Annotated in this window: 15 protein-coding genes; 10 read left to right on the forward strand and 5 right to left on the reverse strand. The window is 75.4% G+C overall.

The features are described 5' to 3' along the window. Window position 1 precedes the first annotated feature (1 nt). Complete coding sequence (locus BM064_RS17440) at window positions 2–289, forward strand: hypothetical protein (protein ID WP_092861665.1); 288 nt, start codon at window positions 2–4, stop codon at window positions 287–289. A 343-nt stretch (window positions 290–632) separates the two neighbouring features. Continuing rightward, complete coding sequence (locus BM064_RS17445; protein WP_092861667.1) at window positions 633–1760, forward strand: M20 family metallopeptidase; 1128 nt, start codon at window positions 633–635, stop codon at window positions 1758–1760. A 31-nt stretch (window positions 1761–1791) separates the two neighbouring features. Here the strand turns inward: BM064_RS17445 and BM064_RS17450 are convergent, their stop codons facing one another. Beyond that, window positions 1792–3765: a primary-amine oxidase gene (locus BM064_RS17450; RefSeq protein WP_092861669.1), complete on the reverse strand. Its 1974-nt coding sequence runs from the start codon at window positions 3763–3765 to the stop codon at window positions 1792–1794. 462 nt (window positions 3766–4227) lie between these two features. On the opposite strand from BM064_RS17450, the gene BM064_RS17455 reads away from it, so the two are divergent. The 8 genes from BM064_RS17455 (at window position 4228) to BM064_RS17490 (ending at window position 14891) form a co-directional block, all read left to right on the forward strand. Then, on the forward strand, window positions 4228–4674 hold the full coding sequence (locus BM064_RS17455) for a (2Fe-2S)-binding protein (protein ID WP_092861671.1): 447 nt from the start codon (window positions 4228–4230) through the stop codon (window positions 4672–4674). 8 nt (window positions 4675–4682) lie between these two features. Continuing rightward, the gene (locus BM064_RS17460; protein WP_092861673.1) at window positions 4683–6920 is read left to right on the forward strand and encodes a xanthine dehydrogenase family protein molybdopterin-binding subunit; all 2238 of its coding nucleotides are present in this window, start codon (window positions 4683–4685) and stop codon (window positions 6918–6920) included. A gap of 401 nt (window positions 6921–7321) precedes the next feature. Continuing rightward, complete coding sequence (locus BM064_RS17465) at window positions 7322–8833, forward strand: adenylate/guanylate cyclase domain-containing protein (protein WP_092861675.1); 1512 nt, start codon at window positions 7322–7324, stop codon at window positions 8831–8833. A gap of 263 nt (window positions 8834–9096) precedes the next feature. Further along, window positions 9097–9492, forward strand: a complete 396-nt coding sequence (locus BM064_RS17470; RefSeq protein ID WP_092861677.1) for a (R)-mandelonitrile lyase — start codon at window positions 9097–9099, stop codon at window positions 9490–9492. A 416-nt stretch (window positions 9493–9908) separates the two neighbouring features. Then, window positions 9909–10808 (forward strand): L,D-transpeptidase family protein, encoded by a 900-nt coding sequence (locus tag BM064_RS17475; protein ID WP_092861679.1) that lies wholly within the window; start codon window positions 9909–9911, stop codon window positions 10806–10808. A gap of 213 nt (window positions 10809–11021) precedes the next feature. Next, a complete protein-coding gene (locus tag BM064_RS17480; RefSeq protein ID WP_092861681.1) occupies window positions 11022–14132 on the forward strand; it encodes an ATP-binding protein in 3111 nt (1036 codons plus the stop codon). Continuing rightward, window positions 14113–14514, forward strand: a complete 402-nt coding sequence (locus tag BM064_RS17485; RefSeq protein ID WP_092861683.1) for a response regulator — start codon at window positions 14113–14115, stop codon at window positions 14512–14514. The genes BM064_RS17480 and BM064_RS17485 overlap by 20 nt, the downstream gene beginning before the upstream one ends. Continuing rightward, a complete protein-coding gene (locus BM064_RS17490) occupies window positions 14511–14891 on the forward strand; it encodes an Hpt domain-containing protein (RefSeq protein WP_092861685.1) in 381 nt (126 codons plus the stop codon). Before BM064_RS17485 ends, BM064_RS17490 begins: the two co-directional genes overlap by 4 nt. Here the strand turns inward: BM064_RS17490 and leuD are convergent. From leuD to BM064_RS17510, 4 genes are all read right to left on the reverse strand, one after another. After that, window positions 14888–15511, reverse strand: coding sequence for a 3-isopropylmalate dehydratase small subunit (gene leuD / locus BM064_RS17495; RefSeq protein ID WP_092861687.1), 624 nt, complete (start codon window positions 15509–15511; stop codon window positions 14888–14890). The genes BM064_RS17490 and leuD overlap by 4 nt on opposite strands. After that, window positions 15511–16920, reverse strand: a complete 1410-nt coding sequence (leuC, locus tag BM064_RS17500; RefSeq protein ID WP_092861689.1) for a 3-isopropylmalate dehydratase large subunit — start codon at window positions 16918–16920, stop codon at window positions 15511–15513. Before leuC ends, leuD begins: the two co-directional genes overlap by 1 nt. 102 nt (window positions 16921–17022) lie before the next feature. After that, window positions 17023–18009 (reverse strand): NAD-dependent epimerase/dehydratase family protein, encoded by a 987-nt coding sequence (locus BM064_RS17505; RefSeq protein ID WP_092861691.1) that lies wholly within the window; start codon window positions 18007–18009, stop codon window positions 17023–17025. Then, complete coding sequence (locus BM064_RS17510) at window positions 18006–19991, reverse strand: oxidoreductase (protein WP_092861693.1); 1986 nt, start codon at window positions 19989–19991, stop codon at window positions 18006–18008. Before BM064_RS17510 ends, BM064_RS17505 begins: the two co-directional genes overlap by 4 nt. Window positions 19992–20127: the final 136 nt, after the last annotated feature.

Genomic DNA, 20127 nt, shown 5'->3' on the forward strand with positions numbered 1-20127 from the left:
CATGGCCCGAGAGATTATCGAACCCGATTGGCTCATCATGGTGCGCCTCTACACGCCGACCCTTCTCGCGATCGGCAGCGTCGTCGCAGCCTGGCTCGCCGCGGCCTTTGCCTTCTGGCTCAGGGTGCGCGACCATGGCCGCCGGATCCGCGAGCTCGAGAAGCGTCGCGAGGCGGACATTGCCCGCATCCAGGCTGACCGTGAGCACGACAACGCGGCCGTGGAGCGCAAGCTCGATCGTATCGAGGACATGGTCGGGCGCATCATGCAGGCCCTGATAAAGCCTTGAAATAAATAATCTTTGTGGTGACTTTTAATCAGCGGGTCGCAGGTTCGAATCCTGCACGGCTCACCACTCCCGCTCCGCGATGCGCGCGGGACGGGGGTGGGAGCGACCGGACCAACTCCATGATCTGAAAGCCGAATGGGTCGTTCCCGGGCAGGGGACGGGCGATCGCGTGCGGGCGTCCGAGGGGCGGGCCGGGCGGTCGGCGCGGGGCGCGAGGCGTGGGGCGGGCGTCGGGCGCGCCGCCGGGGCCGGGGGCGGCGGAGAGGATCGCGGGGGCCGGGAGGGCTGGCGCGGCCCGCGCGGCTCGGACATGCTCGCGGGCGCACAGAGCCAAGGAGCGCCCATGACCCCGCACGCCCCCGACCGCGGCCCGATCCAGGCGGATCTCGAGGCGCTGGTCGCCCTCGAATCCCCGACCGAGGACCCGGCCCGCGTCACCGCCGCCATCGACGCCGTCGAGCGCCGCGTCGCCGGGGCCGGCGCCCGGGTCGAGCGGATCGCGGGGCGCGACGGATTCGGCGACCATCTCGCCGCCACCCTGCCGGGCGGACGCGAGGGGGCGCCGGTGCTGGTGCTGTGCCACCTCGACACCGTGCACCCGGTCGGCGCCTTCGGCCCCGAACCGGTGCGGGTGGAGGGGGAGCGGCTGGTCGGCCCCGGCTCGGTCGACATGAAGGGGGGCGTGGCGCTGGCCATCGCCATGGTGCGCGCCCTCGCCGCCGATCCGGCGCCGCGCCGGCCGGTGCGGCTGCTGTTCACCTCGGACGAGGAGGTCGGCTCGCCCACCTCCCGCGCGCGGATCGAGGCGGAGGCGGCGCCGGCCTCCCACGTGCTGGTCGTCGAGCCCGCGCGCGAGGGCGGCGGCGTGGTGGTGGGGCGGCGCGGGGTCGGGCGCTATGTGGTCCGCGCCCACGGGCGGCCGTCGCACTCGGGCCTCGACCATCCGGCGGGGCGCAGCGCGATCCGCACGCTGGCGCGCGCGGTGCTGGAGATCGAGGCGATGACGGATTATGCGCGCAACGTGGCGCTGAACGTCGGCACGATCCGCGGCGGCACCGGGGCCAACACGGTGCCCGAGCACGCCGAGGCGCTGGTCGACCTGCGCATCGACGACCCCGCCGCGGCCGAGGAGTTCGACGCCCGCATCCGCGCCCTGACCAGCCCCGACGAGGGCGTGACCCTGAGCGTGGAGGGCGAGATCAACCGCCCTCCCTACCGCATGACCCCGCCCATCGAGGCGCTGCTGGGCGTCGCGCGCGAGATCGGCGCGCCGCTGGGGCTCAGCCTGCCGGCGGTGCACACCGGGGGCGGGGGCGACAGCTCCTTCGTCGCGGCCTCGACGCCGGTGCTCGACGGGCTGGGGGTCGCGGGCGGGGGGGCGCACACGCTCGGCGAATGGGTGGACCTGACCAGCCTCGCCCCCCGCGCGGCGCTGCTGGCGCGGCTGACGGACCGGCTGGCGCAGGGCTGAGGGCGGCGGCCGGAGGGGGCCGCCGACCCGTTCATTCGCCCGACGTGCAGCCGGACGACGCCGCCCCGCCGTCCCGGGCGGCGCAGGCGCCGTTGGGGTCGGCGGGCACGTCGAGCGTGGGGTTGCGGTCGAAGAAATTCTCCGGCCGAAGCTTGAAGCCGGCGTAGTCGACCGGCATCACCGGCCAGTCCTCGGTCCGCGGGAAGTGGGTCAGGCCGAAGCTGTGCCAGACCACCAGGTCCTCGCCGTCGAGGCCGCGGTCGCGCGCGGCGTAGGCGGGCAGGCCCGCGCCCCCGGGGTGCTGGTTGGGCGTGTAGCCCGCCGCCCACATCTCGTCCCGCTCGAACCGCGTCACCCACAGCGCGTGTTTCGCGAACGTCGCCCGCGCCGCGATCGAGGAGGCGTCGTCGGCCAGCAGCATCGGCTGTCCCTCGGGCTGGAGCAGGTAGGCGGTGGGCTCGCCGAGCTCGGTGCGCCGCTCGCTCGAGGAGATGCGCCAGACCCGGCCGAGGTCGTTGCGCGCGTCGCGGATCGCGGCCTGCTCGCTCGTCAGGCGGGTGATCCTGCGGGTGAAGGCGTTGCCGACCGGGTTGCCGGGGCCCATGGGGACGCGGGCGACCTCGATCTCGTCGACCGCGTTGCGGGGTCCGTCGACGGCGAAGTCGAGCCGCGCCGAGAACAGGTGCTGGTGCACGGGGGCGCCGAGCCGGGGGGCGAGCTCGGTCGACCATTCGTAGTCGCCCTCCGGCCGGCCGGAGGTGAAGACCACGCCGGTCGCCTGGCACTCCAGCTCGATGCGCCCGTCGAGGTAGAGGCGCCAGTAGAAGCCGTAGTCGTAGTTGCCCACGGTCACGAAGAAGCTGATCGTCAGCCGCCGCTGCCGGCGCACGTCGACGCGGCCGGTGAAGACGTCGGTGTGCTTCCACAGGGTCCCGTAGTCCTCCTCGTGGATGCAGATGGCGTTGGGGATCGCGACCGGGTTGCACAGGTCGTCGACCACCGTCGCGTCGAGGTAGCGGATCTCGCCCAGGCAGTCGCAGCCCAGCACCAGCGAGTTCGCCAGCCGGCCGAACTGGTATTCGCCCGCGTCGAAGTAGTTCTGCCACTCGTGCGTCGGCTGGGGCTCGCCGTAGGGGACCACCATCTCCGAGATCGAGGCGCGGCGCAGGATCGAGCGCGCCTCGCCGCGGTCGCGGAAGGAGAGGTCGTGCAGGGTCAGCCCCTCGCGCCCGTTGAAGCCGATGCGCACCGACCAGTTCTGCCAGTCGAGGACGTTGTTCTCGACGGTGAAGGAGGGGCCCTCGGGCTGGACGATGCGCAGGGGCCTGAGCCCCTCGCGCGGGGCGATGGCGGGGTCGAGGTAGTCGTCGTCGCGCTGGGGGACGTGGTCGTAGCCGGTGTCCACGAAGCGCAGGATCGAGCGCGAGACGAGGTCGACGTGGCACACGATCCCCTCGATCGGATGCGCCCAGGAGGCCCAGGGCCGCGCGGCGTCGGGGGCGAGGAAGCTCAGCACCCGCAGCATCCGCCGGCCGACCTCGTCCGCGTGGCCGAAGTTCCCGGCCGAGAGCGGGGAGCACAACACCCGGTCGAGGTCGTGGATGCCGCGCCGCGCCAGCGCCGCGACGAAGCGGGGGTCGGCCTTGCAGATCTCGCCGGCGGCGTGGAAGTCCTCGGTCAGCACCGGGCCCCAGCCGTCGCGGGCGGGGTCGAGGGGGCGGGCGTGGATCACCCGGCCTGCGGGCAGGTCGACCACGACCTCGGTGGCGCGGCCCTCGGCGACGTCGGTGACCAGCGCGCCGACCTCGCGCGGGACCGGATCGCCGGGGGCGAAGGCGGCCAGCGTCGCGCGCGCGGGCTCGCGCAGCAGGACGTAGGAATAGCGCAGGCGCTCGCCCCCGAAGCCGGCCGCGGCCAGGATCTCCTTCACGCGCACGATCTCGGCGGGGGCGAGCGGGTCGAGCGGATGCAGGACGGGCGAGGGCGCGGGGGCGGCGAAGGTCATCGGGCGGCTCCTGGAACGGCGGTCGCAGGGACTGTGAGGCGCGCGGCGCCCCGCGTCCATGAGACCGGACGCGCAGGGAGGGGGGAAGGGCCGCGAGGGGGGGAGGGCCGCCCGCCGGGCGCGCCAGGGACCGTCTGACCGCGCGGATCGGCGTCGCGACGGCCCCCTCCGGGACCGCGCGGCCGGGCGCGCGGGGCGGGCGGCACGGGGGCCTGCGCCGCCGGCGACCGGACCGGGGCCGAGGCGGCCGGCCGGGCAGGGCGCCCGGGCCGGCGAGGTCGGGCGCAGGGGGCGGCGGGGCGGCGGAGCCGGGATGGATCATGAGCGGGGCTCATGATCGTGATCGCGCAGACGTCATAGGCCGCGGTGGCGAAAGCATTTATCCTCCCGCGCGTCGACCGCCGCCGCCCCCCCTTCGCGCGCCCGGTCGCCGCCGCCGACAGCCAAGCAAGGAGCCGAGCCATGGAGCTGACCGTCAACGGGGAGATCCGCCAGGTCGACGTCGATCCCGACACCCCCCTGCTGTGGGTGATCCGGGAGGAGCTGGGCCTGACCGGCACGAAATACGGCTGCGGCATCGCCATGTGCGGCGCCTGCACGGTGATGGTCGACGGGATCGCCACCCGCTCCTGCCAGACGCCGGCGGACGCGGTGGCGGGCGCGCAGATCACCACCATCGAGGCGGTCGAGCAGGACGAGGTCGGCCGCAGGGTCGTCGAGGCCTGGGTCGCCAACAACGCCCCCCAGTGCGGCTACTGCCAGTCCGGCCAGGTGATGGCCGCGGTGGCGCTGCTCAAGGAGAACCCGCAGCCGACGGACCAGGACATCGCCGACGCGATGACCAACCTCTGCCGCTGCGGGACCTACAACGCCGTCGCCGCCGCCGTGCGCGACGCCTCCAACGCCTGAGGCCGGACATGACGCTCTTCGACCGCAAGGCCCCGTTCCGGGCCGTCGCCGCCGAGCTGCCCGCCGACGGCGCGCCGCTCAACGTCTCCCGCCGCGTGTTCCTGGGCGGCGCGGGGGCCCTTACGCTGGCCGTCGCGCTGCCGCTGCGCCGCGCCCGCGGCCAGGCCGCCGACGCGCCCCCGCCCCCCGCCGTCCCCGCCTTCCTGGAGCTGCGCGAGGACGGAACCGCCCTCCTGCGCAGCCCCTTCGTCGAGGGCGGGCAGGGCATCTTCACCGCCATGGCCCAGATCGTGGGCGAGGAGCTGGACCTCGCCCCCGACCGGTTCGAGGTGGTCAACGCCCCCGCCGGCGAGGACTACCTGGTGATGAACGGGATGCGCCTGACCGGCGGCTCGATGTCGGTGCGCTTCGGCTACGACGCGATGCGCCGGCTGGGCGCCTCGGCCCGCGCCATGGTGCTGGCCGCCGCCGCGCAGGAGCTGGGGGTGGACGCCTCCGAGCTGACCACCGAGCCCGGGCGCGTGGTCCACGCCGCCTCCGGCCGCTCGCTGGGCTACGGCGAGCTGGCGCAGGCGGCCGCGGCCCAGCCCGTGCCCGCGCAGGTGACGCTGAAGGATCCCGCGAGCTTCCGCTGGATCCGCCAGCCCGTCGACCGCATCGACGTGCGCGACAAGTCCACGGGCCGTGCGCAATACGCCATCGACCTCGCGGTCGAGGACATGCTGCTGGCCGCCGTCGTCCACGCGCCCCGGCGGGGCCTCGCGCCGGGCGAGATCGCCAACCGCGCCGAGATCGAGGGGATGCGCGGCGTCCACTCGGTCCAGCTGCTGCCGGGCGCCGTCGCCGTGCTCGCGGACCGCTGGTGGCGGGCGCGCAAGGCGGTGGAGGCGCTGGAGATCGCCTGGGTCGAGGGGACGTCCGAGACGCCGATGCCCGCCGACTTCTCCTCGGCCGGGTGGAAGGCGCAGATGCTCGCGCTCGATGGCGAGATCGCCGATGCGGAGGTCGAGGGCGACGCGCCCGGAACCCTCGCCGCGGCCGAGACGGTGATCGAGGCGACCTACGACGCGCCGTTCCTCGCCCATGGCCAGCTCGAGCCGCCCTCGGCCATCGCGCGGTTCAACGAAGACGGCACGCTGGAGGTCTGGACCTCCAACCAGGCGCCCGAGATGTTCCAGGGCGTCGCCGCCGGGCTGGCGGGGCTGGAGCCGGGCCAGGTCTCGATCCACTCGCCGATCCTGGGCGGGTTCTTCGGGCGCCACTTCGTCTATGGCGACGCCAACGTGATGCCCGAGGCGATCGCGCTGGCCCGGGCCGCGGGCCGGCCGGTGAAGGTGCTGTGGACGCGCGAGGAGGAGTTCCTGCGCGACGCCCTGCGCCCGCTGGGGGTGGCGACGCTGCGCGCCGCGCTCGACGCGCAGGGCCTGCCCGTGGCGCTGGAGGCGGTGGCGAGGGGCGAGGGGCCGACGGGCCGCTGGTTCGGCGCGCCCCCGGGCAAGGACGACTCGGCGGTCGAGGGGCTGGCGGGCAAGGTCTACGCCATTCCCAACCGCCGCGTCGGGCAGCGCTATGCGAAGAACCCCGCGATGCTGGGCTACTGGCGCTCGGTCGGGCATTCGATGCACGACTTCTTCTACGAGGGGTTCCTCGACGAGCTCGCCGAGGCGGGCGGCCGGGACCCGTTCGAGCTGCGCCGCACGCTGCTCGCCGAACAACCGCGGCATCTGGCGCTGCTCGAGGCGGTGGGCGAGCTCTCTGGCGGCTGGAAGCGCGGGCCCTTCGAGGCGGAGGACGGAAGCCGCCGGGCGCGGGGCGTGGCCATGGCCTCGCCCTTCGGCTCGGAGGTGGCGACCATCGCCGAGGTCTCGATCGAGTCGGGCGAGGTGCGGGTCCATGACGTCTGGGTGGCCATCGACCCGGGCGAGATCGTGAACCCCGCGATCATCGAGGCGCAGGTGCAGTCGGCCGTCGCCCTCGGGCTGAGCCAGGCGCTGTTCGAGGAGGTGGTCTATGAGGACGGCGCCCCCCAGGCGCGCAACTACGACCTCTACCGGATCCTGTCGCGCTACGAGATGCCCCGGGTCCACACCCGCATCGTGCGCTCCGGCGCCCCGATGGGCGGCATCGGCGAGCCGGGCCTGCCGGGGGTGCCGCCGGCGGTGGTCAACGCGGTCGCGGCGCTCACCGGCCAGCGGATCCGCAGCCTGCCGCTGTCGAACCACGACCTGAGCGCCCAGTCGGGCTGAGGCCGGGCGACGAGACCGGGGCCCACGCGCGGGCCCCGGACCCTGAATGAGCCAAGGGGCGCCCGTCGCGACGGGCGCCCCGCTGCATCCCGGGGGGCGAGCCCGGTCCGGCGGCGGCGCCGGCTACGGGGGCGGGGGCGCCGGCCCGGGTGCGCGTCGCGATCCCGGGGAGGGCTTCGGGAGAGTCCGCGCCGGAGGTTCGGGGGGTCGGGGCAGGTTCGGGCGCAGGCCTGGGAGCCGGGCCCCGGGGCAGGGGCCTCGCGCCGCGCTCCGCCCGGCTCGCACCGGTTTCAACGGCCGTGACGCCGGCCGGTCCGGACCGGCCGCGGAACCCGGGCGGCCGGGCCCTATATGCTGGAGGGCCGCCGCCCGAGCCGGGCGCGCCCGAGGAGGGAGCGCAGATGACCCCCGTCGAGATCCCTCGCCTCGCCCCGCCCGAACCGGCGCCGCCCGGGCCGGTCCCGCTCGCGAGGGTCCCGCCCGGGCCGGTCGAGCCCGGGACGATCCCCGCCACGCGCGGCGCGCTCGCGCGGCGCCTCGCGCCGCTGGGCGAGGCGCTGCGGGGTCTCGCGCGGTCCGAGGCCGCCCCCGCCGGACCCGTCGCCGCCCGGGCGCTGGCGCGCGAGGAGGTGGCGGGGCTGGGCTACATGCTCGCGGCCCGGCTGGCGGCGCTGGGGGTGATGGCGGCCTGGGTGCTGACCACCCTGCCGATCGAACGCTCGGGCCTCTATTTCGCGGTGATCGCGGCCTTCGCGGCGCTCGGCTTTCCGCCCTGGCTGCTGGCCCGCCGGGCGGGCGCGGTCGGCGTCGCCGCCGCGCCCTTCCTGATGCTGGACGCGGGGCTGCTGGCCTATGTGCTGATCTTCCCCGACTCGTATGCGACCGAGGGCTGGACGCCGCAGCTCAACCTGCGCCTGCCCTCGGTGCTCTACGTCGCGGTGTTCCTGGTCAGCGTCTCGCTCGCCCATTCGCCGCGGCTGGTGCTGCTGACCGGGCTCGCGGCCATCGGGGCCTGGACGGCGGGGGTGCTGCGGGTGGCGGAGATGCCGGGCTCGGTCGTCACCACCTCGGTCTCGGCGCTGCAGAGCGGCGCGAGCCCCGCCCAGATGGTGGCCGACTTCCTGGCCCCCGGGGCGGTGAGCCTGACCGCGCTCTACAACCAGGTGATGGCGCTCGGCCTGCTGACCCTGATCCTGGCGCTGAGCGTCTGGCGCTCGCGCCGGCTGGTGCGCCGCTCGGTCGGGGCGGAGACCCAGCGCCTGGCGCTGGCGCGCTACTTCTCGCCGGAGCTGATCGGGGAGCTGGAGAAGGACCCCGGCGCGCTCGACCGCCCCGCGCGGGGGCCGGCGGCGGTGCTCTTCGCCGACATGGTGGGCTTCACCACGATCTGCGAGCGCATGGCGCCCGAGGCGCTGGTGGCCTTCCTGGGCGAGTTCCACGCCCGCCTCGCCCGCGCCGCCTTCGAGCATGACGGCACGGTCGACAAGTATCTGGGCGACGCGATCATGGTGCATTTCGGCACGCCGCGCGCCCGGCCCGACGACGCGGCCCGGGCGCTGGCCTGCGCGGGGGCGATGCTGCGCGAGATCGACCGCTGGAACGCGGCGCGCGCCGCCCGCGGCGAGGCGCCGGTCGAGATCGGGGTCGGCCTCCACCACGGCGAGGTGCTGGCCGGCAACATCGGCGACGCCCGGCGGGTGGAATACACGGTCCTGGGCGACGTGGTGAACGTGGCGAGCCGGCTGGAGAGGCTGTGCCGCGATCTCGACGCCCGCCTCGTGGTCAGCGACGCCTGCGTCGAGGCCGCCCGCGCCGCCGGCGCCGAGCCGCAGGCCCTGGTCCCGGGCCTGGTCCCCGAAGCCTCCCGCCAGGTGCGCGGCCGCTCGGAGCCGGTCGCGATCTGGCGGGCCTGAGGGCGCTGCGGGCGCGCCCTGCGGGATCGCGAGGACCCCGCGCCGGGGTTCGGGCCGGGCGCAGGCGCCCCGGCCGCGACCGGGCGATGGACAACGGCCCCTCGGGAGAGGAGGCTGCGGGCCAGGCGCGCGCCGCCGCCCCTGCGGGCGGGCCGGAGCGTCTTGCGCCCGCGCCTGCGCCGGGGGCGCGGCCGTCCGGACAGGCGGCGCCCCCGGAGTCGTCACGCATCCGCGCCCCTGCCGGCGCGGGAAAGGAGAGCCTCATGAAGATCACCCGCGCCGGGACCGCCCCCTCGGGCGTCGGTCCCTCCGACTGGTTCACCGGGACCGTGCGCATCGACCCGATGTTCGCCGCCGAGGCGCCCGGGCGCGTCGCCGGGGCCCATGTCACCTTCGAGCCCGGCGCCCGCACCGCCTGGCACACCCATCCCGCCGGCCAGACCCTGATCGTCACCTTCGGCAAGGGCCGCGTGCAGCGCGAGGGCGGCCCGGTCGAGGAGATCCGCCCCGGCGACGTCGTCTGGTTCCCCGCCGGCGAGAAGCACTGGCACGGCGCCTCCCCCGACACGGCCATGTCCCACATCGCCATCCAGGAGGCGATCGACGGCTCCGCCGTCGCCTGGCTGGAGAAGGTCGAGGACGCGGACTACCTGGGCTGAGAGCCGGCCTCCCGGCCCCGGAGCGGTCCCGCTGCGGGGGCCGCGCGTCCTCGGCACGCCGGGCTCCCGCCGCGACCTCGGCCCCGATCCCGGCCCTGATCCCGGCCCGATCCCCCGCCCCGTGCGGCGATCTCGCGCCGGGTCCGGGCGCGGCCGCGCCCGGCGGCGTCGGGCGCCGGCGCCGCGCCGGACCGGGCCTTCGCGCGGGCGACCGCAGGGGGCGAGCGGGGCGCCGTTGCATCGCCTCCCAGGTTTCCATTCCCCAGCGTCGTCTTCCGTCTTGCGGAACACCGGCCGGTCTGTGGAAGAAACACGGGTCGACCGGAGGCGGTCGCCCTATGCTTGTTGCAGAGCAGCAAGGCGCCAGGCGGGCGGCAAGCCCGCGGCCTCCCGCAGATCGGAACGAGGATTCCCCGATGGTCTCCGCTCGCTCGAGCTCTCCTGCGCCGCACGCCGCCCGCGGCCCCGCCCTCGCCGCCCGGGGCCGCTCTGCGGGCCTGCTGGCGCTGATCGCTGGCCTCGCGCTCGCCGGATGCGCCCAGACGCAGGGGCCGGCGGGCGAGACCGCCTCGGCCCCCGCCGCGCCGGCCGCGCTCTCGGCGCCCGCCGACCCGGCCCTCGCCGATCCCGCCGCCGTCGATCCCGCGGCCGCGGCGCTCGCCTCCGCCCCGATCCCCGAGAGCTACCAGGACCTGCTGGACCGCCACGGCGTGCCCTTCCAGGTGCCCGCGCAGGGCAAGGCGATCCTGGTCAACGTGCCCTCCTACGAGCTGATCGCCTTCGAGGACGGGGAGCCGGTGATCCGAAGCCGGGTGATCGTGGGCCGCGACGTCGCCGGCGACCGCACGCCGGAGATGACGACCGAGACCTCGGTGGTCCGCTTCCGCCCCACCTGGCGGCCGACGCCGCTGATGATCAGCCGCGGCGACTACGAGGACAAGATCTGGCCCCCGGGCCGCAACAATCCGCTGGGTCTGCTGGCGATCCGGCTGGAGCCGGGGATGCTGATCTACCTGCACGGCACCAACCGCCCCGAGCTGTTCGAAAAGGAGGCCCGCGCCCTCTCCGGCGGCTGCGTGCGCGTCGAGCGCTGGGACGAGGTCGCGGCCTGGGTGCTGGACGTGGATGTGGACGAGGTGCACCGCCTGGCCAACGGCCCGGACACTTTCGACATGCAGACCGCAGGCGTGCCGGTGATGATGCGCTATTTCACCGAATTCCCGGACCCGCAGGGCCAGCTCCAGGCCTACAACGACGTCTACGGGCAGGGCGGCTCGGCCTATGCCGTGGCGGCGCAGGTGGCGGCGCTGGACTGAGCGCCGGCGCGGGGCGCAGGCCGCCCCGCCCGATCCCGTCCCCGGCCGCCTGACGGCCGGGGGCGCGCGCCGCAGGCGCGGTTCGGGCGCCCGGCGCCCCCCGTTTCCCCCCTCCGATCTTCGTCGCGTTTACGAACCCTTTGCCTTGTTGCGCGAAGGATCGCCCACGCACCCGGCGCGCGCCTCCGCGCGCCCGGCTGGACGGAGGGCGGGATGCGCCTCGTGGCACGCAGCGAGCCTCGGCTGGCGGTCATCGTGATGGCCGCCGTCAGCCTGTCGGTGGTCTTCGCCACCCTGCTGGTCTCGGCCGGTCTGCAGGCGCGCCTGCGCGACCAGGCGCTGGAGCGCTCGGAGGCGGAGCTGGGCTTCCGCGCGCGCCTGCTGGCCAACCGGGTGACGGGCTACGTGCGGCTCGCCGACGGCCTCTCGCGCGTGCCGCCGCTGGCGGGGCTGGAGCGTGCGGCGGCCACCGGCTTCGACGCGCAGGAGGGCTCGACGCGCGCCCAGTGGGCGGCGCGGCTCGCGGCGATCTTCCAGTCGACCCTGCGGGCCGAGGATGTGGTCTACCAGGCGCGCTACCTCGACGCCGCGGGGCGGGAGGTGGTGCGCCTCGACCGCATCGACGCGGTCCTGGCCCAGACCCCCGAAGACCGCCTGCAGGACAAGAGCGGACGGGAATACATGCGGTTCGCCTTCGCCCGCGGCGCGGCGCCGGCCTTCGTCACCCCGATCGGCATGAACCGCGAGCGCGGCGTGCTCGACCCCCGGCTGATCCCGACCCTGCGCACCGTGGCGCCGGCGCTGGACGGGGACGGGCGGGTGTTGGGCTGGATCGTGCTCAACATCGACCTGCGCGAGACGCTGCGCGACATGGGCGGGGTCGGCCGCTTCGCCGGCGCGCCGCGGATCGTCGACGGCCAGGGGCGCTATGCGGCGACGCTGGACCCCGAGCGGATCCCGGCGATGGCCGAGGAACGGCCCGGCGCCGCATGGGACGACCATCCCGCGCTGGCCGCCCGCGCCGCGGCGGGCGACGCCTTCCCCTTCGACCACGCCCAGCCCGAGGCCGACCGCCTGCTGGTCGCGGCCCCCCTGCGGTTCGAGCGGATGGTCCCCCCCGCCGACTACATGCTGGTGTGGGAGCGTCCGGCGAGCCCGGTGGACGCGCTGCTCGCCGCCGCCTGGACCGACGCGCTGCTCGCGGGGCTCGCCGCGACCGCGGCGGCGGGGGGGCTGGCGCTGCTGCTGGGGCGGCGGATGGCGCGGCCCCTGCGCCGCCTCGCCGCCGCGGGGGAGGCGGTGACCCGCGGGGCCGATCCCGACGCCGTCGCCTGGCCGGCGGAGGGGGTGCACGAGATCCGGCGCACCGCCGCCGCCTTCCACGAGATGGCGATCCGCGCCCGCGACCGGCAGGAGGAGCTGCGCGCGCGCGAGGCGCGGCTCGAGGCGGTGATGGACGGCGCCTCGAACGGCATCGTCTCGATCGACGCCGGCGGGCGCATCCGCTACGTCAACCGCGCCCTGCTGGAGATGTTCGGCCACCGGCGCGAGGCGCTCGTGGGCCGCGACGTCTCGGTTCTGGCGCCCGAGCCCCACGCCTCGGCCCACGCGGGCTACCTGCGCGCCTACGCCCGCACCGGCCAGGCCCGGATCCTGGGCCGCGCGCTGGAGGTGGAGGCGGTGCGCGCCGACGGCTCGCGCTTTCCGGTGCGGCTCGCCGTCTCCGCCCACCGGGTGGACGGGGCGCCCACCTACACCGGCCTGATCGCCGACCTCAGCGAGGAGCGGCGGACCGAGCGGATGAAGGCCGAGTTCATCTCCACCGTCAGCCACGAGCTGCGCACCCCGCTCGCCTCGATCAAGGGGGCGCTGTCGCTGCTGCGCTCGGGCGTGGCGGGGGAGCTGCCGGCGGCCGCGGACGAGATGCTCGACATGGCCCAGAGCAACGGCGAGCGGCTGATCCGCCTGATCAACGACATCCTCGATTTCGAGAAGATCTCCGCCGGCGGCCTGTCCTGCGACATCGCGCGCGTGGACCTGCGCGCCCTGGCGGCGCGCTCGCTGGCCGAGCTCGCCTCGATGGCCGAGGCGCGCGGGGTGCGCCTGTCGCTGGTCCCGCCCGACCCGGCCGGCCCGGGCGAGGTCGCGGCGGAGGTCCAGGCGGATGCGGGGCGCATCGCCCAGGTGCTGGCGAACCTCGTCTCCAACGCGGTCAAGCACTCCGACGCGGGCGACGCGGTGGTCGTGGCGGTGACCCCCGACGGCGACGGCTGGCGGGTGACGGTGACCGACGAGGGGCCGGGCGTGCCGGTCCATTTCCGCGATCGCATCTTCTCCCGCTTCGCCCAGGCCGACGCCTCGGACCGACGGGCGCGGGGGGGCACCGGGCTCGGCCTGAGCATCTCGCGCGCCATCGTCGAGGCGCATGGCGGCGAGATCGGGTTCGACTGTCCGCCGGGCGGCGGCTCGGTCTTCGCCTTCCGCCTGCCGGCGGTCCAGCCCCGGACGGGGGAGGCCTGGCGCGCGCCGCCCGCCCTGGTCTTCGCCCGCGACCCCGCCCGGCGCGAGGCGCTGGCGGGCGTGGTGGCCGGGATGGGCCTCGTTCCCCGGCCGGTCGAGGACGTGGAGGCGGCGCTGCTGGCGCTCGTGGACGGCGCGCCCTCGGCGGTGGTGATGGACGGCGAGGCGTCCTGCGCCGACTGCCGGCGCATCGTCGAGGCGCTGCGCCGCGTCGATCCGGGCGGCTCGGCGCCCGCGATCCTGCTGGTCCCCGCCCTGGCCCTTGGGGAGGACCCGGGGCGCGCGCCGCCCCCGGCCCGCCCGGTGGAGGTGCTGGAGTGGCCGGCGGGCGAGCTCGACCCCGAGCGCCTGCGCCGCACGCTGGCCGGCCGGCTGGGCGCGGGCGCGCGGGTGCTGCTGTGCGAGGACGACGACGACCAGGCGCGGCTCCTGACCCGGGCGCTGGCGGGGCTGGCGACGGTCGCCCGCGCGCCGAGCTGCGCGGCGGCGCGCGCGATGCTCGACGCCGCCGACTGGGACGCGGTGATCCTCGATCTGCGCCTGCCCGACGGGCGGGGGGAGAGCCTGATGGGCGCGATCCGCAGCCCCCGCGCCACGGGCCCGCTGGTGCTGGTCTATTCGGTCGAGGAGGCCCGCGGCGCCCTGCGCGAGGCGGTGGACGCGGCCTTCGTGAAATCCGCGATCGAGCCCACGGCGCTGGCCGAGGCGCTCTCCGCGCTGCTGGCGCGGCGGGCCGCCTCGGGCGAGGCGCGGGATCCCGACCCCGGAGACAGGGAGCTGGCCGATGCCGACGACCGGACGTGAGCTGACCCGCATCGCCTGCGTGGAGGACGAGCCGGACCTGCGCCGGATCTGCGAGCTGACGCTGAGCCGGCTGGGCGGGTTCGAGGTGCAGGTCTACGCCGACGGCCCTTCGGCGCTGGCGGGGCTGGCGGCGTTCGCGCCGGACCTGGTGCTGCTCGACGTGATGATGCCGGGGCTCGACGGGCCCGCGGTGCTGGCCGAACTGCGCGCGCGCCCGTCGCTCGCGGCGCTGCCCGTCGCCTTCATGACCGCCAAGGCGCAGCCGGCCGAGATCGCCCGCTTCCGCGCCCTGGGGGCCTGCGACGTGATCGTGAAGCCCTTCGACCCGATGACCCTGTCGGAGCGGGTGCGGAGAATCTGGGCGGAGCTGGAGGAGCCATGATCGACGCCGGCCTGAGGGCGGAGCTGCGCAAGCTGATCGCCGCCTTCGTGGAGAACATGGGCGCGATGACCGCCGAGATGGAGGCGGCGCTGGACGCCGGCCGCCGGGGCGAGGGCGACGCCGCCGCCGCCTGGGACCTGCTGCGCACGCAGACGCACCGGATCTCGGGCAGCGGCGCGTCCTTCGGCTTCACGGACATCGCCGCGGTGGCCCGGCGCATCGACCTGCATGCGGCGGGCACGCTGTCGGGCGGCGACGCGGCCGCCGTCGCGGCCCCGCCCTGGGAGGACGCGCTGGTGACGGGCGACCTCGACGCGCTGCGCCGCCTCGTCGACCGGGCGGCGCCGACCGACTCGCCCCTCTATCCCGGGGACTAGGCGCTCCCGCCGCCCCGCTCGGCGCGGAGCTGCGCCCAGGGCCGCGCGGCGGCGTCGGCGGTGGCGAAGGCGGCGATGGCCTCGGCGTGCGACAGGGTCAGGTCCACGTCGTCCCAGCCGTTGAGCAGCTTGGTGCGCCAGACCGGGTCGACCGTGAAGCGCAGGGCGGGGCCGGCGCCGCGGATCTCCTGCGCCGCGAGGTCGACGGTCAGCTCCGCGCCCGCCCCGACCGCGGCGAGCAGGGTCTCGGCCTCCGCCTCCTCGACCGTCGCGGGCAGCACGCCGTTGTTGACGGCGTTGGAGGCGAAGATGTCGCCGAAGCTGGGCGCGATCACGCAGGCGAAGCCGAAGTCGGCGAGCGCGTAGACCGCCGCCTCCCGCGACGAGCCGCAGCCGAAGTTGCGCCGCGCGACCAGGATCTTCGCCCCCGGATGGGCGTTGAGCGGGAAGTCGGGGTCGAGCGCCCCGCCCGCCTCCCGCCGCAGGTCGTGGAGCAGGAAGTCGCCGTAGCCCTCGGCGCGGGGGCGCGACATGAAGCGGGCGGGGATCAGCTGGTCGGTGTCCACGTTCGACAGCGGCAGCGGGCAGGCGGGCGCGGTCAGCTCGACGAAGGGCTGCATCAGGCGGTCTCCCCCAGGATCTCGCGCACGTCGGCGAGGCGGCCGGCGACGGCGGCGGCGGCGACCATCGCCGGGCTCATCAGGTGGGTGCGCGCGCCGGGCCCCTGGCGGCCCTTGAAGTTGCGGTTGGTGGTCGAGGCGCAGCGCTCCCCCGGCGCCGCGATGTCGCCGTTCATGCCCACGCACATCGAGCAGCCCGAGGCGACCCACTCCAGCCCCGCCTCGGTGAAGATGCGGTCCAGCCCCTCCTGCTCGGCCTGGGCCTTCACGATCATCGAGCCGGGCGAGACGAGGCCCGGCACCGCCGCGCGCCGGCCCTTCAGCACGGCGGCGGCGGCGCGCAGATCCTCGATCCGCGCGTTGGTGCACGAGCCGATGAACACCCGGTCCACCGCCACGTCGGTCAGGCGCTGGCCGGGGCGCAGGCCCATGTAGTCGATGGCCTCGCGGGCATGGGCGGCGCGCGAGGCGTCGGCGATGCGCGCGGGATCGGGGACCGTGCCGTCGATGGGCAGCGCGTCCTCGGGCGAGACGCCCCAGGTGACGGTGGGGGCGATGGCGGCGGCGTCGATGACGACCTCGCGGTCGAAGGCGGCCTCGGCGTCGGAGGGCAGGGCGGCCCAGGCCTCGACGGCTCTGTCGAAAGCCTCGCCCGCGGGGGCGTAGGGGCGGCCCTTCACGAAGGCGAAGGCGGTCTCGTCCGGCGCCACCATCCCGCAGCGGCCCCCGGATTCGATGGAGAGGTTGCACAGCGTCAGCCGCCCTTCCATCGAGAGGCCCCGCACCGCCTCGCCGGCGTATTCGATGGCGTGGCCGCGGGCGCCGTCGGCGCCGACGGTCGCGATGAAGGCCAGCGCCATGTCCTTGGCGGTGATCCCGGGGGCGAGCCGCCCGTCGAAGCGCACCCGCATCCGCTTCGGGCGGCGCTGCCACAGGGTCTGGGTCATCAGCACATGGGCGACCTCGGAGGCGCCGATGCCGAAGGCGATGGTCCCGAAGGCGCCGTGGGTCGAGGTGTGGGAATCTCCGCAGACCATGGTCAGGCCGGGCAGGGTGAACCCCTGCTCGGGGCCCATCACGTGCACGATCCCCTGGCGGGGGTCGTTCAGGCCGAAGAGGCGCACCCCCTGATCGGCGGTGTTGCGCTCCAGCCGGCGCACCATGTCGGCGATCTGCGGATCCGCCCGGCCGAGGTCGCGGGTGCGGGTCGGCACGTAGTGGTCGGCGATGCCGATGGTCAGCTCGGGCCGCGAGACGCGGGCGCCCCGCTCGCGCAGTTTCGCGAAGGCGTGGTGGGAGCCCTCGTGCACGAAGTGCCGGTCGATCCACAGGAGCGACTGGCCGTCCTCGCGGTCGTGGACCACGTGGCGGTCCCAGATCTTGTCGAACAGCGTGCGCGGCGCGGTCATGGCAGGGCCCTCCCTGGGGACGGAGATCGGGTCGCGGGGCGGCGGCGTCCAGGGGCGGCCGCCTGCGCGGGACGGAGCGGGCTCACGGGCGGCGGTCTCCTCTCACAGCGAGGCGAAGGCGGCGGGGCCCAGCGCCTCCAGCCAGGCGGCGTAGTCCTCGGCGGCCTCTTCGGGGGTCATGAAGCGGAAGTCGAAGTCGCGCGCGAAGCGCCCGGCGTCGATCGGGGCGCGGGTTCTGGCGAGGTCGTCGTTGTAGGCGAGGTCGCCCTCGTCGGTCGCCGCGGCGGTCGTCGACCAGGCGGCCGGCATCCGCCGCCCCAGCGCCTCGGCCAGCAGCGACGGCCGCCAGCAGGCGCCGGCGGAGAGGTTGTAGAGGTCGTGGGGCAGGCGCTCGGCCTGCAGCAGCAGCGCCAGCGCCCGGGCGACGTCGCGCGCCGAGGTCCAGTCGCGCGCGCCCGCGGGGGACATGGCGACCGGCACGCCGGCGAGGATGCGCCTCGCGGCCTGGAAGGGCGGCGACAGGGTCTCGCGCACGCCGGTGTCATGCTCCCACGGGCCGAAGAGGGCGGTGATGCGGGCGCGCACGGTGCTCAGCCCGTCGCGGGCGGCCTCGGCGACCAGCGCCTCGGAGGCGAGCTTGGTGAAGCCGTAGAGGCCGGCGGGGGTCGGCTCGCGGTCCTCGGTCACGGGGGCGCCGTCGAAGGGGGCTGCGCCGTAGACGGCCGAGGAGGAGGGGTAGACGAAGCGGGCGACGCCGGCTTTCCGCGCCTCATCCAGAAGGATCGCGGTGGAGAGCGTGTTGACCTCGACCGCCGTGCGCGCCGGCGTCAGGGCGGCCTTCGGCCCCAGGGTGATCGCGGCGGCGTGGACGATCCCCTCGACCCCCTGCACCGCGAGGTTGACCGCGGCGCGGTCGCGCACGTCGGCGCGCAGGATCTCGACCTTGCCGGGGAGCGCGCAGAAGCGCGCCAGCGCCGCCTGCGGCAGGGGGCGGTCGTTGAAGGCGCGCACGCGGTGGCCCTCGGTCAGCAGGCGCTCCACCAGGTTGAGGCCGACGAAGCCGCCGGCCCCGGTCACGAGATAGGTCATGCGATTTCCCTTGCGGCCTTGTGGCCGGAGTAGACGGCCTCGACCGCGGTGCGCGGGGCCACGGCGTCGCCGATCTGGACGACGGGCAGGCCCTCCCCCCGCAGCGCCAGCCACAGCGACTGGTCGGAGGCGGCGTGGTCGGCGACGACCACCGAGCTGAGATTCTCCAACGCCTCGGCCTCTCCGCTGGAGAGGTCTTCGAGGGCGAGCGTCCGGCCGTCCCAATCGGTCGCGCGCCGCATCGTGCGGATGCGCACCCCGGCCTCGCGCAGGCGCCTGGTCGTGGCGAGGGTGGAATAGATCGTGGTCCGCCAGGCGAAGGCGGCGGGGGCGGTCAGCACCGTGACCGACTTGCCGAGGTCCGCCAGCCGCTCGATGACCGAGAGCGCCGTCCACTCGCCGGTGAGGTCGACGAAGGCCAGGCGTGGGCCCAGCGCGTCGGGGTCGGCGAGCGCCTCGGTCGGGGAGAAGACGCGCGCGCCGCCGGGCAGGGCGGGGCGCGCGGGGGTGGAGCCGGTGGCGAGCAGCACCCGGTCGGCGGCGAAGGCGCGGATCGCCTCGGCGTCGGCGCGCCGGTTCAGCGCCACCGTCACCCCGAGGCGGTCGAGGGCGGCGAGCTGGTGGGCGAGGAAGCGGCTGAACTCGGCGCGCTTCGGCATCGTCTCGGTCCACAGGAGCTGGCCGCCGAGGCGGTCCGCGGCTTCCCACAGCGTCACCGCATGTCCGCGGGCGGCGGCGGTGCGGGCGGCCTCGATCCCGGCGGGGCCGCCGCCGACGACGAGGACCTTCCGGGAGGTCCCGGCGGGGAGGGTCTCGGGCGCGGGCCAGGCGCCCTCGACCCCGGCCATGGGATTGACCAGACATCTCAGGGGCAGGTTGCGCTCGAGGTTCTGGGCGCAGCCCTGGTTGCAGGCGATGCAGGGGCGGATTTCTTCCATGCGCCCCTCGATCGTTTTCTTGACGATCTCGGGTTCGGCGAGATGGGCGCGGGCCATGGCGACGGCGTCGGCGATGCCGTCGGCGATGGCGGCCTCGGCCTGCGCCAGCGTCGTGAAGCGGCACACGGCGAAGACCGGCGCCGGCTGGTCCGCCGCGCGCAGGGCGGCGCGGATGCGGGCGGGCAGGGCGCGGTAGGGCGCGGGGTCCATCGCCATGTCGGCCATCTGGGTCGCGAGCGAATAGGACGCGTGATAGGCCGAGTGCGAGACGTTGAAGAAGTCGACCCGCGCGGCCTGCGCCAGCCGGACGGCGGCGCGCTCGGCCTCCTCGATATGCAGGCCGCCCTCGATCCATTCCTCGCCGGAGAGGCGAATCCCGAGGCATAGGTCCGGACCTATCGCCTCGCGCACCGCCCTCAGCACCCGGATCGGGAAGCGCAGCCGGTTCTCGAGCGCGCCGCCGTAGGCGTCCTCGCGCTTGTTCGACAGGGGCGAGAGGAACTGCTGCAGCAGGTGGCCGTGGGCCATCTGCAGCTCGATCCCGTCGAAGCCGGCGGCGACCAGGTTGCGGGCGGTGATCACATGGGCCTCCACCGCCTCGGCCATGTCCCATTCGTCCATCGGGCGCGGCGGCAGTGCGGTTCCCGACCAGGGCACGGCGGAGGGGCCCCAGGACACCGTGCGCTCGAAATCCCCCTCCACCTGCCGGCCGAGGTGGATGATCTGGCCCAGGATCTTCGCGCCCTCGGCCTTCACCGCCTGCGTGATCGCGCGGAACGGCGCGATGCAGGCGGGGTCGAAGCCCTGCACCGCCTGCGGCCGGCCCAGGGAGTTCAGGTGCACCCGGATCGATTCGAAGATGATCGCCCCCACCCCGCCCCGGGCGCGGGCGAGGTGGTAGTCGAGGTGGCGCTGCGAGGGCAGGTGATCCTCGCCGAAATTGGTGGTGTGGGCGGGCACCACGATGCGGTTGCGCAGGCGGATCGGGCCCAGGTCCAGCGGCGCGAGGACATGCGCAAACGCGCCGGAGCGGTCGGCTGTCATGGGCGGTCTCGTCCTCCTGCCGGGCGCGCGGGGATGCGCGCGGTGGGGGTCTGCACGTTTCGATGGGTCCGGACAATAAGAGTGTTGACGGAACCTGTCACGTCTTTCATACAGGATTTGCCTCATGTGCAAGACA

The sequence above is a fragment of the Albimonas pacifica genome (assembly GCF_900113695.1).
Classification (GTDB): domain Bacteria; phylum Pseudomonadota; class Alphaproteobacteria; order Rhodobacterales; family Rhodobacteraceae; genus Albimonas; species Albimonas pacifica.